The sequence below is a fragment of the Terriglobus roseus DSM 18391 genome (genome assembly GCF_000265425.1).
GTDB classification, from domain to species: domain Bacteria; phylum Acidobacteriota; class Terriglobia; order Terriglobales; family Acidobacteriaceae; genus Terriglobus; species Terriglobus roseus.
In genome coordinates this window covers 1,953,719-1,967,441 of sequence record NC_018014.1, presented here as the reverse complement: position 1 = coordinate 1,967,441, position 13,723 = coordinate 1,953,719, and the positions used below count along the sequence as shown (strand labels likewise).

The following is a 13,723-nucleotide window of genomic DNA, read 5'->3' as shown; positions in this document are numbered from 1 at the left end:
ATGCTAGCACCGGAGTGGCGGAGGCTATGCCTTGTGTCGCGACAAGTCAGAGCGGCGGCCCACCTATTGACTCAGTACTTCAACGGAGCTATATTGGTTATGCGGGGTGGAGCAGCCCGGTAGCTCGTTGGGCTCATAACCCAAAGGTCGTAGGTTCAAATCCTACCCCCGCAACCAATCACCAGAAACGCTATCCCCAGATAAATCCAGCGAACGGCAGTCATAAGATGCCTTGGGTGATTCTGATATGGGTGGCGTTTTTCTGCATGCGCTGTTCCTCTCCTGTCAGCCCAGCAACGCCATTGCGCGTTCCATTTTGCTTCACACCATTTCCCGCTCCTCAGCGTCACTGCCTGTGTCGCGTGCGACTACTGCGTCCCCTGGACTGTGTCTTCGTCCGGGACTTCTAAGGATTGGTTTCCGTCCACTGTGATGACGAGGTGAGCACGCAGAAAAGACCGCCCGTCACGAGATCGTGACGGGCGGTCTTTTTTCTGCAGCGAACGCTATGTGGTCAGTGAACGGTGGAGATCAGTTTCCGCCTGCATTTTTGCCACATCCAAAGACCGCGTTGAGGTTGGTGGGGCCGGTGATGTTGAGGTTCAGGTACGAAGAAGATGAGGATGAGCCGTCCCATCGCAGGAAGCTGCAACCAGCCGCGGGGTTGGCTGATACTGCGACCGAATCCCATGGTCGATAGTATGAGAGGCCGTCAAGCTTCGCCCCTGGATTGCTGACGGTCGCCGTTCCGCCGCCCTGAGAGATTACGTTCAAATAGTTTCCGACTTCAAGGTGGGCCGCAAAGGTGGTTGTCTTGTGAGGCGGTGTTACAGTTACCGCCGTGGTTCCGCCTGCGCCGGACGTCCAAAAATCAAAGAGGTAGACCGAGCCGTTAATTCGCTGGGGGGTGGATGCGGATAAGTTATGCATTTCCCCATTTCTCCAGATTGCCCACCATTTGTGGACATTTGGTTTCCATCTACCTGGATCCAACCTGAAGGTGCCGATCGGTCGCATTGAAGAGACCGCCCCGACGAAGATCAGGACAGCGTAGGGCACATCCGGCGATCTTGTGCGAAGACCTCCTACAACTCGAACTGACGTTTTCTGGTTGTGATCTGCGCGATGGCATCGATGGCTAGGTAGTCTTCGAGAGGCCCAAGCTCTCGACAGATCACGGATCTATCCTCTTGGTTTGGGCGGAATGTTCAGCATAGACGCTGTTGTGATGAACTTAATCTTGCGGGTCACGACACGCTCCCTAAGAAAGGCAAGCCATCCGCTGTAACCTGTGACACGGCCAGGTAGGCCGTCGTCGACAGAGCGATCGCGAATTTTCGCGATCGCCAGTCCGGGGGCATTATAGGGCAGAATGTCGTGACGATGCCAGATCGCGGGCAATCTGAGCCTGACGGCGGCCAGCCTAGCGACCGGCGCGAATGTATTTGCGTGAAGGAGCTCGATCAAGACCGCTCAGAACGGGGAGCAAGACTACTTCCGCACCACTGATACTGCTGGTCTGACTGTAAGCGCACGCCAACCGTGGCGCATTATTTTTCGGGGGATGATGTCCTACGCTAGTCGCCAAGATGCTCTTTCCATCAATTGAAAGGGACGTGCCCAGCGCCTGGCTACTGTGCGGCCTTCCGGATTAGCGGGGGCCGCTTCCTGAGAACAGGTGATAGACGATGCCTACAGTAACCGACTTTGCGTAGATGTGATGTGAGTCAGTGACCGGCACCGAATATCGCTGAAACTGACCATCGACTTTGATGCCCCAAGTGGGAGTCATCTCAAAGTCGACGCCTGCGCCGGGCGAGATCACATTGGAAGACGAGTACGCGTAGGCAAATGTGCCCGCTGGATTTGGGCGAAGTGGGTCGTAGCTCAGTTGACCAAGTCCGAAGAGGATGTTGCCATACGGAGTAAAGCGACCGAAGGACCGATCGACCCGTAGACCTGCAAGAATATTTTTCTCGCTGACCACATTGCCACGGACGATTGGATACGAACCGCGTATTTCTACTGATGGCGCGAGGCCGAAGACGTCTCTCAGACGTAAATCAGCTCCCGCGGTAATGCTCAGATTCTTGCTGCCTAACAGTCCTGTGTAGATACCAGAGCCGCCCGCGAAAAAAGATAGAGGTATCTTCTTGACGGCAGCGGGGTCTGCCTGACCGAGGGCCTGCTGGAATGGGATTAGCGCGAGAAGTCCAGGAAGAAGCATGCTCAACCTACGCTTGCGGTTGGTGCGCTTCTGCATTCGCCTTTGTGTCATGAATGATTGATCCGATTTAAAAGAAAAGGTTTGCAATTCCACATTGACGTTGTATCTCCATCACCGCGATCAGTGCGCCACTACTGGCGCATTAACTGCCCTTGGAGGCTCGAGAAGCAGGCAACTGCCAAGACAAGCCTTCCAAGACGCAAGGCTCTGTCCGTCCCTGTTTTCATCAGCTTCTTACCGCTTGCCACTCATGGATCTACCGCCAGTTCGGCGTGAACGCTCACGACTGATCGGCTCAGCCGACAGACGTAAGACCCCATGCGTTACAGGGATGTTTCTGTACGTTCATTACGATGCAGAAAGTCGATTCATAGATTTCTGCGCTGTGGAAGTTTGACCGTTTGAACCCTTTCTGCGTAAGACCTTCGATGGTCAGTTGCCAGCGCACACAATGTCGGCGACTGTCGATGGGAGGGGCTTTGAGCAGATCTACTCAAGGCGCAAGGGAGGCTCAACCTAAACCGCTTTTTCAGAAAATTTGGTAGAGCCTTCCCTTCCATCCACAGCACCCAGCAGACGGCGTACCTACGCGGTCTGCTTCACAGCATGTTCGCGTATGGGGTGCGCGGTCGGGCGGCCAACGCTGACGTAGGTCAGGCCTGCACCAGAGACCGTCTTGGGGTCGAAGAGGTTGCGACCATCAAGCACCGTCGGGTAGCGGAGGTTGAGCTTGATACGGTTGAGATCCAGGTCACAGAACTCATCCCAGTCCGTCAGGATCAGGAGGGCATCTGCCTCCATCGCCGCTTCATAGGCATCGGCAGCGTAGCTCATGGTTGCGGAGACTGGCAGCACAGCGTGAGCGCGCTCCATGCCAGCCGGATCGAATGCACAGACCGTGCAACCCTCTTCGATGAGCATCTGGATTAGCGCGATCGCAGGGCTGTCACGGATGTCATCCGTTCCACCCTTGAACGCGAGGCCGAGAACGCCAAGCTTCTTTCCACGAAGCGTCCAGAGTGCGGAGCGAATCTTGCGCAGGAAGCGCTTCTGCTGCTCGATGTTGATGCTTTCCACTTCGCGCAACAGAGAAAAGTCGACGCCAAGAGCATCAGCCACTGAACGAAACGCGGCGACATCCTTAGGAAAGCATGAGCCGCCATATCCGATGCCAGGACGCAAGAAACGTCCACCAATGCGGCTGTCGAGGCCCATGCCACTTGCGACCTGCTCGACGTTCGCGTCTGTTGCTTCGCAGAGATTCGACACCGCATTAATAAACGAGATCTTCAAAGCCAGAAACGCATTTGAGGCGTGCTTGATAATCTCGGCGCTCTTCGTCGATGTATGAAGTATCGGCGCCGGGGTGTTTGTGTTCAACGGGCCGGGGATGGCGCTCTCGCCGTCAAAATATGTGCCGTCCGTGAGCGGAGCATAGATAGCGGATAGAACATCGGCAGCTTCCTGCTTGTCCGATCCGACGACGATACGATCCGGATGCAGGAAGTCACGAACGGCCGTTCCTTCACGCAAGAATTCTGGGTTCGATACGACGTCGAACATTCCACGCTCAACGCCGTTGCGCTCGAGCGTCCGGCGGATCCACTCGTTTGTGTAGACAGGAACCGTGCTCTTCTCAACGATCACCGTGTAGTGCGTGAGGTGGCGTGCGATCTCGCTCGCGACAGCCTCAACGTAAGAAAGATCTGCGTCGCCTGTATCCGACTGGGGCGTACCTACCGCGATGAAGATCGCGTCAGAACCTGCTGTTGCTTCTGCCAGATTGGCGCTGAACTGCAAGCGGCCATTGCGATGACGATCCAGCAACTCTGGCAGGAACTCTTCATGAATGAGGCATGCGCCGCCCTTGAGGGCGTCGATCTTGGACTGGTCATTGTCGACACAGATGACGTCATGTCCAATCTCTGCGAAACAGGCTGCAGCCACAAGACCGACATAACCCGAACCAACTACTGTAATCCTTACCTTCTTCTGCATGTTATTCCTTCACCCCTTATGGATTTACCTTGCACGCCGCTTGCCATCCACTTCATGAAGGGGCGTCTGATGTGCGTTTGAACCAATATTAGAAAGGAATCTCACAGACAGTAATAATGCGCCGCATCTATAACCGGGCGCCGGTAATTATTAGTTTTTTCAAGGATTGAGTTACGAATTACGCTGAATGGGCCGCAGAACCACGAAGCGTCAGAATATTTTCACTTCACAAGATTGGGACGATTCGGTTTTCCACGACGACCTGAATGGGCTTGCCGGTCGTGGGCAATACGCACAGATCCAACCGCGGCTACTGGAGCGACAGGCACAGACTGTTAATGGAATCTACGTGCTGGAACGGCCCCAAGGCTCGCCAGGCATTCAACTGCGGCTGGCACTTCTTGAGGGCCGAATCCCTCCCTCGACGGTAAAGTTTTCCCAATCAGACCCGCGGGAGACTAAACCATCTTTTACGGAGCAAAGCTGTTCTTGATCTACGAGCGTTCGAAGCGATGCGTGATGCTACGCAGATGAGAGTACTTCTCTAGCCTCCGACGCGTGACGTACGTTCCAATCATGGCAGGCAGAGCAGTCACTGCGAGGACACAGAGGAAAAGAGACGGCATTGTGGGCCAGCTTCCTAGAGCGAAGATTTGCATTCAGCGTCGAGTGCGGATTTTTTCGAGGCGAAGAGGAAAGATTCTTCCACTTTTTCCCCAAGCAGGAAGCGAGATGCAGTCCATCTGCTGCCACCGAAGTTGTAGCACTTAAAGTGCCAACGTATGGTGCGAAAGGAGTCTTTCTTCTATCAGGACGTTTTTCGCTCGGAGTGAGACTAGCGACTTCATGGCCACAGTGAAGCATCACCTGAACGCTCCTACTTTCTGAACCCGAGTCGCGCGGCATTACATATCGAACTGGGTGAGTTTCTCGTATAGGAGGCGACGGTGAATGCCAAGCCTGCGCGCTGCGTCCGACTTGTTTCCCCGCGATGCCTCCAGCGCCTGCTCTATGAGGTAACGCTCCCATGCGGCAACGGCCTCATGAAATGGAATGCTGAGCGCTGCTTGGATGTCGAAGGCACCCGACGCGGAGGTCTTTGCTCGTGTCATTTCCTGCAGAATCTGCTCGGCTGCAATGGCGCGGCCACCAGCCTTTACTGCAGCACGTTCGATCAGGTGCTCGAGTTCCCGGACGTTGCCAGGGAAGGAATACTGCTGAAGCGCGACGACCGCATCTGCGGCGAGTCCGATTGGTGCGAGTTGATTGCGGTGGGTATAGCGCGCAAGGAAGTATTCGGCCAAAGGCAGTATGTCGGACTGACGTTCGCGCAATGGCGGCAGGCGGACGGTGAAGGCGTTCAGTCGATAGAACAGATCCGCACGAAAGGTCCTGCGTTCCACTTCGTCTTCAAGAGATCGGTTTGTGGCGGCGATCACGCGTACGTCTGTTGCGATGGAAGCGGTGCCACCGACGCGCTCGAAGGTATGTTCCTGCAAGACGCGCAGAAGTTTTGGCTGGAGCGAGAGCGGTAGTTCACCAATTTCATCGAGGAAGATGGTGCCACCATCTGCAGCCTCGAACTTGCCACGCTTTTGGGCAATAGCACCGGTGAAGGCACCACGCTCGTGGCCGAAGAGTTCTGACTCGAGCAACTCCGGAGGCAAGGCCGCGCAGTTGAGGATGATGAAGGGACGCGTACTCCTAGCGCTGTTCTTATGGATCGCACGTGCCACGACTTCTTTTCCAGTACCGGACTCGCCGAGGAGTAATACGCCGACGTCTGTCGATGCGACTCGGCCAATATTCTTGAAGACCTCGATCCATGCTGCAGAGTTTCCAACCAATTGCGGCTTGCGGTCCTCTCCTGATCTCGTGGTGTCATCCAGCGCACGATCCTGGAAACGCTGCAGACGCAACAATTCCACTTCGCGCTGCAACTCCATGTCGCGAATAGCGCGGGCCACGGTCGCGAGAGCCTGATCGATATCAAGTGGCTTCGTGATGAAGTCGTAGGCACCGAGCTGCATTGCTTGCATCGCATTCGGACCGGTGCCGTGCGCGGTCAAGATGATGACCGGCATGCTGGTCAACAAGCCTTCGGATTGCAGGCTCTTAAGAAATTGCTCTCCACCTCCGCCGGGCATCTTCCAGTCGCAGAGAGTAAGGTCCGGGCTGTTGGTTTGAAGTAAAGCGATTCCCTCTTCGGCATTGGTTGCGACAAGAGTCTTGTAGCCCTCGTTTGTGAGCAACTCGCGGATGGTCTCGCGGAAGTTGTGATCATCGTCGACGATGAGTACTTCAGGCATCTTGTCCCACCTGCTTCTCTGGAGCTTCCGATGCGATGCCGGCAGCGTTCGCGATTGGCAAACGAAGGGATGCTATGGCTCCTCCACCCTCATGATTGGTGAGTTGCAAAGCGCCACTATGGGCTTGCACGATTTCAAACGCGATGGAGAGACCAAGTCCCGTGCCGGTTTCTTTTGTTGTGTAGAAGGGGTCCATTGCATGACTTAGCGAAGTTGCGTTCAATCCCCTGCCGTTGTCTGTGATGTCAATACGAGCGCCGTCTTTGTTCAGCACTGTGCTGATTGTGACTATGCCGTTGTTTTCATTGGCATGAGACGCAGAGTGAACAGCATTTTCCATGAGATTGTCGAGGACTTGAACGAGTCGTCCGCGATCTGCCGTGATGATGCAATTTGCGCTGGCCTTGCAACGAATCGTAACGCCTGTTGAGGTCTCTTTCTCTGCCCACGTTGCCGCGGTGGAAGCACATAATGCATCGAGTGAGATGGGTTCGAGTTGAAGCTGAATGGGTCTTGCGAAGTAGAGAAGACGGCTGATGATGGTGTCGAGCCGGTCGATCTCTTCGAGGATGACGGCGCTGCTGCGATTCGCTGCGTCGGCGTCAGGCGAGCGCTGCCACATCTGCGTCCGCATTCTGATGGTGCCGAGGGGATTGCGCAGTTCATGCGCGATACCGGCTGCGAACTGGCCGAGTGCAGAGAGTCGTTCGTTGTGGCGAACTTGTGCCTCAAGGGTTCGCTCATTCTCGATCTTCTGCTGCAGTGCGAGCGCGAGCGAGTCGATGCCGTGCAGCACACGATCAAACTCCTCGAGTGGAGGCCGGCCGGTCATTTGTTGCGCACTTGCCGTCAGACCACCTTCCATGGAGCCGAGGCGTTGGAGGACGATGTTGACGCCGCTGCGGATCTCCGTTGTGACGAAGACAGCGAGCAGCGCAGTGATCAGTGCGGCGAGGCCGAAGCCGATGCTGCCGTAGAGGAACTCGCGACTCCGACCGCCTTCGATGCCGGGAAGGCGTTTCATGAGCCACGCTGCTCCCGTCGCTTCCCTGTCGCGATTGTTCGTCCCGGTTGCACTGGAATCTTCGAGAATGGGGACGGCGACGAAAAGGATGGCATCATGTGGTCCTTGAAAACGGAAGGTCCTGGTCGCGTTTGCCTGGACGGCTTCGCGCGCGAGATTTTCGATGGTTGGCCTCTCGCGTTCGGGCATGCCTTTCTCATTACCGGGACCTTCATGCGTCGGAAAGGCATAGCCCACCAGTGCGTCTGCTTTGGCCGCATAGAAGCCGCCTTCGATCCCATCTTCATGTCGCAGTGTTTCCGTGGTGAAGAATTTTAGCGGGTCTGCATGCGGACGTGGTGGACCGTTGGGTTGGAATGGCGGCGCAAGAGGTGGTGGCGGCGGTGGTGATGGTGGACCTGGATCGATCAGCCGAAGAGAGTTCTCAGAGGTTCGATGATCTGCGTAATCTCTCGCGAGGTTGGAGGCGACACTGACCAGATGACGTTCGGTGAGTGAGAGTGTCTCGATGTGACGATTGCGCAAAAAGGTAAAGAGGCTGATCGCCGCAGCAGCGAGAAACAGGAACGTAAGAACGACGAGCAGGAGGATGCGAGAACGAAGACTTCTCCAGAACATCGTTTGCATTCCTCTCCTCCTTGCGCGTCAGCTATTGCATCGCGTGAATTGACTTCATGATATGCAACCCGACTGCCATTGATACTTTGACGGAAACGCGCCGACTTTCAAGAGTTCAGATGCCAAAGGTCGCTGGGCGATGAGATAGAGGTGTCCGCAATCAGCACACGAGCTGAGGGGATTGCGAACACACTGACTTTCCTTGCGGATGGAAAACTGCTGAATTCCCTTTATTCTCAAGGTTTTTTGCGTTGATGAAGAATGGCACGGAGTTTGCCTTAACCGGGGCAGAGGTAATGCCGATGTACATTCCATCTTCTCTTCGTGTCACTGCTCTTGGTCTCGCAATCGGATCGACTGCGTGCGCACAGGGCCCGGTTCCCGCACTCCCACCCCCTCCTACAGGACCTGCAGGTGCGTCCTCCGCGCTTGCACCCACTCAACTTCCCCTAGTCACCGAGTCCTCTCGTGTCCGGGCTTTCAACGTCGGCCCTGATGGCGAGGTGCACAGTGTGTATCTCCGCAACGGAAGCGTTGTTGCGCTCAGTCCCGCATTAGGCGGGCAAGTCGGCCGCGCGATCCGTAAGGGCGAGAAGATAACGGTTACAGGAACGCGTTCCGAGATCAATGGACAGCGTTCGGTTGAAGCTGCGAGCGTACGACTCAACGACCAGACCTTCGTTGCGGGCAACACCATGTACGCACCTGCAGGGCCGAACGGAGTCGGACAGGAGATCGCGCCGCCTCCTCCGAACGGCCCACAGGCACCGCCATCGCCAGCCCGACGGAGACGTGCTGCTGATGGACCTCCGGCGCCCTATGGCGTTCCGGCCGGTGCGCCCGCGCCGCTAGCCGGGCCAAATGCACCACCGCCCCCCGCCGCTCCGGGTTCGCCGGCACCGGTGGCGGGTCCGGGTGGGCCACCTCCGCCTGCAGGTCCTTCCGTGCCTCCGCTGCCCCCGCCCGATGGTGCGGCACCGCCTCCGCCGCCTGCGAACGGCATGACGCCCCCACCGCCGCCTATGCAGAACTGAGCACTTGCTTGAGACGGATGTGTGGGCTCTCTCTGCACATCCTTCTCGTGACATGAAATCACTCGCATGTCGCAATCTTTCCATGCACGTCGCGATGTTCAACCAATGAACTTCTGCATCGAACCATTTGCTCAAGGATGAAAGGAACAATTTATGCCTCCCCCGAAGAAGGCCGCTAAAAAAGCTGCGAAAAAGGCCGCAGGTAACCATCACGACAAGCATCAAGCCAACGATCTACGTCGCGCATACGAGCACCTGGGACGCGTGGAAATTCTTACGCACACTGCTCAGCCATCCACTGCTGCCTCTGTTACCGAACTGACCGCACTTGCCCAAGACGCCATCAAGAGTGGAAAGAACAAGGATGCAGCCGATCTGCTGCGGGCCTGCGAGCACCTCAGCTTCGCTTCTCGAGCGGGCGATAGTCGCATCGGTGACGGCTTATCCGACGAGCTAAAGCAGTCCATCACAAAGCACTTCGATGAATTGCTGCAGCGGGCGGATGACCACTGGGAAGGCAACGAGAAACAGTCCGTCGTTGGCACGATCTATGACGGCACTCGAAAGAGCGCACAGAAGGCCTTCAGGGATGGCGCTTACCACCAGGCACTCGAGTTTGCGCGCGGTGCTGAGGCTCTTACCCATGTGAAGCTCGAGGGCAATTTGAAGCTTGAGAGCGGACGTAAACCTCTACAGCTCCAGAACGCTTAGTAGAACCTGAACCTCGGTCCGCGCTGCGAAAGCTCAGCAGCGCGGGCTTGCCCAGTTGCGCCAAAAAAACACAAAAGGTTGACGCTATGCCGATCGATTCCGGCAAGAAGCAAAGTATCTACGCCCTTGAAGCGACGAACTTCTTTCTTGCAGATGTACAAACTGGTCTGGGACCGTTTCTCGCCGCTTACTTGGCGGGTACGGGCTGGGCACCAGGACGTATCGGCATGGCGTTGACCGTGAGTGGAATTATTACTGTGGTACTGCAGACACCGGCTGGTGCGATCGTGGATCGACTCCGGTCAAAGAGGTTGATCCTTCTGCTGGCTTCCGCAGTGCTTGCCATCGGAGCGATATTACTCAGCAACACGACCGAGCCCTGGGCTGTCTATACCTCGCAGGTTCTCATTGGTGGTGCCGGGCCGTTCCTTGCTCCCACGCTTGCCGCGATCACGATGGGGATGGTTGGTGTCACACTCTTCGATCGTCAGTTTGGAAAGAACCAATCTTTCAACTCCGCAGGAAACGTGGCTTGCGCGGTGTTGATTGCAGGCATGAGTCACTGGTTCGGCAACCGCGCTATTTTCCTTACTGCCGCGGTGCTGACGATACCCACGGCAATTGCAATCACTTCTATCAAGGGTGAGGATATCGACCACGACCTGGCACGCGGCTGTGCGGTCAAGGGCGACGGTAAAGAGGCGTCTGCGCAGGTCTCCATCGTGAAGGTGTTGCTTGGCGACAAGGTATTACTTGTCTTCCTTGGGTGCGCGTTCCTCTTTCACTTTGCCAATGCGGCTATGTTGCCGCAGCTTGGCGAGATGCTATCGAATGGCGCCCAGGCGACGGCGGCTCCTTTCATGTCGGCGTGCATCATTGTGACGCAGATTGTCATTATGTGCTCGGCGCCTGCAATCGGACGATTCGCAAATATGCGTGGGAGGAAGCCACTGCTTCTGGTGGGATTCGGTGTGCTGCCAATCCGCGCACTGCTGTATACCTTGACCCACAACACGGGCGGCCTGATCGCTATCCAGTTGCTCGATGGTGTCGCAAATGCAGTCTTTGGGGTCGTCTCTGTCCTTGTGATTGCTGATCGCACTCGCGGGACGGGCCGCTTCAATCTGGTACAGGGCAGCCTTGCCACGGCAGTGGGACTCGGGGCGGCACTGAGCACCACGTTTGGCGGAAAACTCATACAGCACTTCAGCTATCGAATTTCATTCCTATCGCTGGGTGCCATCGCTGCATTCGCCTTTGTCTTGCTGTGGATGGCGATCCCGGAGACATTGCCTCGGGACAACCAGCAGGATCAAGACATTTCCAACGCAATCTCTTCTCAGGAGCTTTCCGCATGAATACTGTCGCGTCAGAGTCTACCTTTCAACCAAGGCCGGCTGATCCCGCTGGCGTAATCAGCTGGGTCCACTTCGGGGATCTGCACATGACCCATGCTGGTGAACAAAACCACCTGGACCTGGCGGCGATCGTGAATGAAGTCAATCAGGCTTTGGCGGACTCGGTGAGCTTTGTCTTTTTGCCGGGCGATGTCGCGGATGACGGCAGTCGCGCGGCCTACGCGGTTGTACGCGGGGAGCTCGACCGCCTGAGTGTGCCGTGGTGTTCCATTGTTGGTGATCATGATGTTCACGAGAAAAGCTTCGTCAACTTCCGTGAGGCAATGTCTGAGAAGACCCACTATGCGTTCACTGTCGGTGCTGTAAGGTTCATCGCCATGAACGCCTTCGACGTACCGCATCCCGCATCGTTCACGGTGACGGCGGAACAACTGGATTGGGTCGAGCGGGAGTTGCAGACAGCGACCGATGCGGGCCAGACCAAGGTGATCCTGCTGCACTGCTACCCGAGTGATCTGAAAGAAGGTGGCACGCGTCTCATGCACCTTCTCAGGGGCTTCGATGTGCGACTCATCGACATGGGGCATACGCACTACAACGAAGTCGCGAATGACGGTCGACTCCTCTACACGGCAACACGATCCACGGGACAGATCGAAGAAGGCCCGGTGGGCTATTCCGTTACCAACATCGACGGCAATGTTGTCAGTTGGAAGTTTTTTGATCTCGGTAAGCTGCCTGCGGCGATGATCACATCTCCCAGCGACGAGCGTCTGCTGCCTGCAGCGAACACACCGCTGCAGGAGACGATCAAAGTGCGGGCAAAATTCTGGGGAACCGCTGACGCGGTGAAGGCTACAGCGCACCTAGAAGAGCGCAGCTTCCAGATGAAGCGAGTCGGGATGAGTCACGTCTGGGAGTGTGAGATTGCAGCCCCTCGCGAAGGTATCCATGCCTTAATGGTTTCTTTTCAGGACGCGCAAGGCAATGTCGCAACCGATGAGGTACGTATCGCCATCGGACAGCGTGCAGAACATGAGTGTGCTGAGCGAGATCAGGACAACGCGCTGAAAGCATGGCCAGAGCACGGCCTGCTGGGCACACAGCTGGGACCAAACAAGAACGGAAAGAAGTGGTGATGATTCCCGTAGAAATTGCACACATTGTCCTGCCGTTGATCGTTGCGATAAGCATTGCGTTGATGCTGACACGTCCGCGTGGCATACCGGAAGTCTGGTGGATCTCGGGCGGGGCGCTGCTACTGGTGGTGCTGCGCCTGGTGCCGCTGAAGTTAGCCGGGAAGGCCGTTGCAGAAGGAAGTGATGTCTACCTGTTCCTCATCGGCATGATGCTACTGAGCGAGCTCGCGAGAGAACAAGGCGTCTTCGACTGGGTGGCCTCGGTCGCGGTACGCGGCGCCAAAGGCAGTTGTTCGCGGCTCTTTCTGCTGGTGTATGGCGTCGGGACACTCGTCACCATCTTCATGTCAAACGATGCAACCGCAGTTGTGCTGACACCTGCCATTCTGACCGCAGTCCGAAAGGCGAAGGTGTCGCCACTTCCGTATTTGTTCGTCTGTGCGCTGATCGCAAATGCTGCAAGCTTTGTTTTGCCGATTTCGAACCCCGCGAACCTTGTGGTCTTTCACACCGGAATGCCACCACTCGGAACGTGGCTTGCCGATTTCGGCATCCCGTCCCTGCTGTCTATCGTTGTGACCTACATCGTCATGCGATTTCTGTTCCGCGAAGATCTCGCCAAGCAGATCGAGTGCGAGGTGGACGATGTAACGCTGAGTGCTAACGGGAAACTCGTCCTTACTGGGCTTGCCATGATGATTGGCGTGCTCCTGACGGCATCCGCTTTCAAGAGGGATCTTGGTCTGCCGACGTGCCTGGCTGCGCTTGTCATCACCGCTATCGTGTCGATTAAGACAAAGAGCAATCCTCTTAAGCTGGCGCGTGAGATTAGCTGGGGCACGCTGCTGCTGGTGGCTGGACTCTTCATCATGGTCGATGCTGTCGAAAGTCAAGGCGCGCTCAAGCTGACACAACAATGGCTCACGTGGGCTTCCAATCTAGGGCAGACCGCAGGCACGATGGTCGTCGGATTCGCAGTGGGTATCGCTAATAACATCGTGAATAATCTGCCCTTGGGTTTGATTGCAGGCGGCACAATCGAGGCTGCTCACACGAAAGGTCTGATAGCGAATGCGGTCCTGATTGGCGTCGATTTGGGCCCGAACCTTTCAGTCACTGGATCCCTGGCGACGATCCTATGGTTGCTTGCTCTTCGTAAGGATTCCGGTGCAGAGACGGGCGGGGAGAAGCTTGATGTCAGCTTTTGGAAGTTTTTGAAGGTTGGAATGGTTGCGATGCCAGCGGCTTTATTTGCAGCTCTGGGCGGCGCGCTTCTGATGCACATGATGACAGGTCAACACTAAG

10 protein-coding genes and 1 tRNA gene are annotated in these 13,723 nt (G+C 56.3%); 6 read left to right on the top strand and 5 right to left on the bottom strand.

Annotated elements, in window-relative coordinates; translation table 11 throughout:
• Positions 1-100 precede the first annotated feature (100 nt).
• Positions 101-177, top strand: a tRNA-Met gene (locus tag TERRO_RS08270).
• 354 nt (positions 178-531) lie between these two features.
• Here TERRO_RS08270 and TERRO_RS08265 read toward each other — a convergent pair.
• From TERRO_RS08265 to TERRO_RS08240, 5 genes are all read right to left on the bottom strand, one after another.
• The gene (locus tag TERRO_RS08265) at positions 532-930 is read right to left on the bottom strand and encodes an InlB B-repeat-containing protein (protein WP_014785551.1); all 399 of its coding nucleotides are present in this window, start codon (positions 928-930) and stop codon (positions 532-534) included.
• A gap of 721 nt (positions 931-1,651) precedes the next feature.
• Positions 1,652-2,320, bottom strand: coding sequence for a hypothetical protein (locus tag TERRO_RS08255; RefSeq protein ID WP_245536254.1), 669 nt, complete (start codon positions 2,318-2,320; stop codon positions 1,652-1,654).
• Between the two features lie 492 nt (positions 2,321-2,812).
• Positions 2,813-4,225: a UDP-glucose dehydrogenase family protein gene (locus TERRO_RS08250; protein ID WP_014785548.1), complete on the bottom strand. Its 1,413-nt coding sequence runs from the start codon at positions 4,223-4,225 to the stop codon at positions 2,813-2,815.
• A 905-nt stretch (positions 4,226-5,130) separates the two neighbouring features.
• A complete protein-coding gene (locus TERRO_RS08245) occupies positions 5,131-6,534 on the bottom strand; it encodes a sigma-54-dependent transcriptional regulator (RefSeq protein ID WP_014785546.1) in 1,404 nt (467 codons plus the stop codon).
• Positions 6,527-8,185 carry a sensor histidine kinase gene (locus TERRO_RS08240; protein WP_014785545.1) on the bottom strand — a complete coding sequence of 553 codons (1,659 nt, stop codon included), beginning with the start codon at positions 8,183-8,185 and terminating at the stop codon, positions 6,527-6,529. Before TERRO_RS08240 ends, TERRO_RS08245 begins: the two co-directional genes overlap by 8 nt.
• A gap of 503 nt (positions 8,186-8,688) precedes the next feature.
• On the opposite strand from TERRO_RS08240, the gene TERRO_RS22630 reads away from it, so the two are divergent.
• From TERRO_RS22630 to TERRO_RS08220, 5 genes are all read left to right on the top strand, one after another.
• Positions 8,689-9,210, top strand: a complete 522-nt coding sequence (locus TERRO_RS22630; RefSeq protein ID WP_245536303.1) for a hypothetical protein — start codon at positions 8,689-8,691, stop codon at positions 9,208-9,210.
• A gap of 153 nt (positions 9,211-9,363) precedes the next feature.
• Positions 9,364-9,921, top strand: coding sequence for a hypothetical protein (locus TERRO_RS08235; RefSeq protein WP_014785543.1), 558 nt, complete (start codon positions 9,364-9,366; stop codon positions 9,919-9,921).
• Between the two features lie 86 nt (positions 9,922-10,007).
• Positions 10,008-11,279, top strand: coding sequence for an MFS transporter (locus TERRO_RS08230; protein WP_014785542.1), 1,272 nt, complete (start codon positions 10,008-10,010; stop codon positions 11,277-11,279).
• A complete protein-coding gene (locus tag TERRO_RS08225; protein WP_014785541.1) occupies positions 11,276-12,418 on the top strand; it encodes a metallophosphoesterase family protein in 1,143 nt (380 codons plus the stop codon). Before TERRO_RS08230 ends, TERRO_RS08225 begins: the two co-directional genes overlap by 4 nt.
• Entirely contained in the window at positions 12,418-13,722 is a 1,305-nt protein-coding gene (locus TERRO_RS08220) for an arsenic transporter (protein ID WP_014785540.1), read from the top strand. The genes TERRO_RS08225 and TERRO_RS08220 overlap by 1 nt, the downstream gene beginning before the upstream one ends.
• The last annotated feature ends 1 nt before the right edge of the window (position 13,723 follow it).

What these genes read in the sequence shown, in the direction of transcription:
- TERRO_RS08240 (WP_014785545.1), bottom strand. Translation starts at nt 8,185, where the DNA reads ATGCAAACGATGTTCTGGAGAAGTCTTCGTTCTCGCATCCTCCTGCTC.
- TERRO_RS08245 (WP_014785546.1), bottom strand. Translation starts at nt 6,534, where the DNA reads ATGCCTGAAGTACTCATCGTCGACGATGATCACAACTTCCGCGAGACC.
- TERRO_RS08220 (WP_014785540.1), top strand. Translation starts at nt 12,418, where the DNA reads ATGATTCCCGTAGAAATTGCACACATTGTCCTGCCGTTGATCGTTGCG.
- TERRO_RS08250 (WP_014785548.1), bottom strand. Translation starts at nt 4,225, where the DNA reads ATGCAGAAGAAGGTAAGGATTACAGTAGTTGGTTCGGGTTATGTCGGT.
- TERRO_RS08230 (WP_014785542.1), top strand. Translation starts at nt 10,008, where the DNA reads ATGCCGATCGATTCCGGCAAGAAGCAAAGTATCTACGCCCTTGAAGCG.
- TERRO_RS08235 (WP_014785543.1), top strand. Translation starts at nt 9,364, where the DNA reads ATGCCTCCCCCGAAGAAGGCCGCTAAAAAAGCTGCGAAAAAGGCCGCA.
- TERRO_RS08265 (WP_014785551.1), bottom strand. Translation starts at nt 930, where the DNA reads ATGCATAACTTATCCGCATCCACCCCCCAGCGAATTAACGGCTCGGTC.
- TERRO_RS08225 (WP_014785541.1), top strand. Translation starts at nt 11,276, where the DNA reads ATGAATACTGTCGCGTCAGAGTCTACCTTTCAACCAAGGCCGGCTGAT.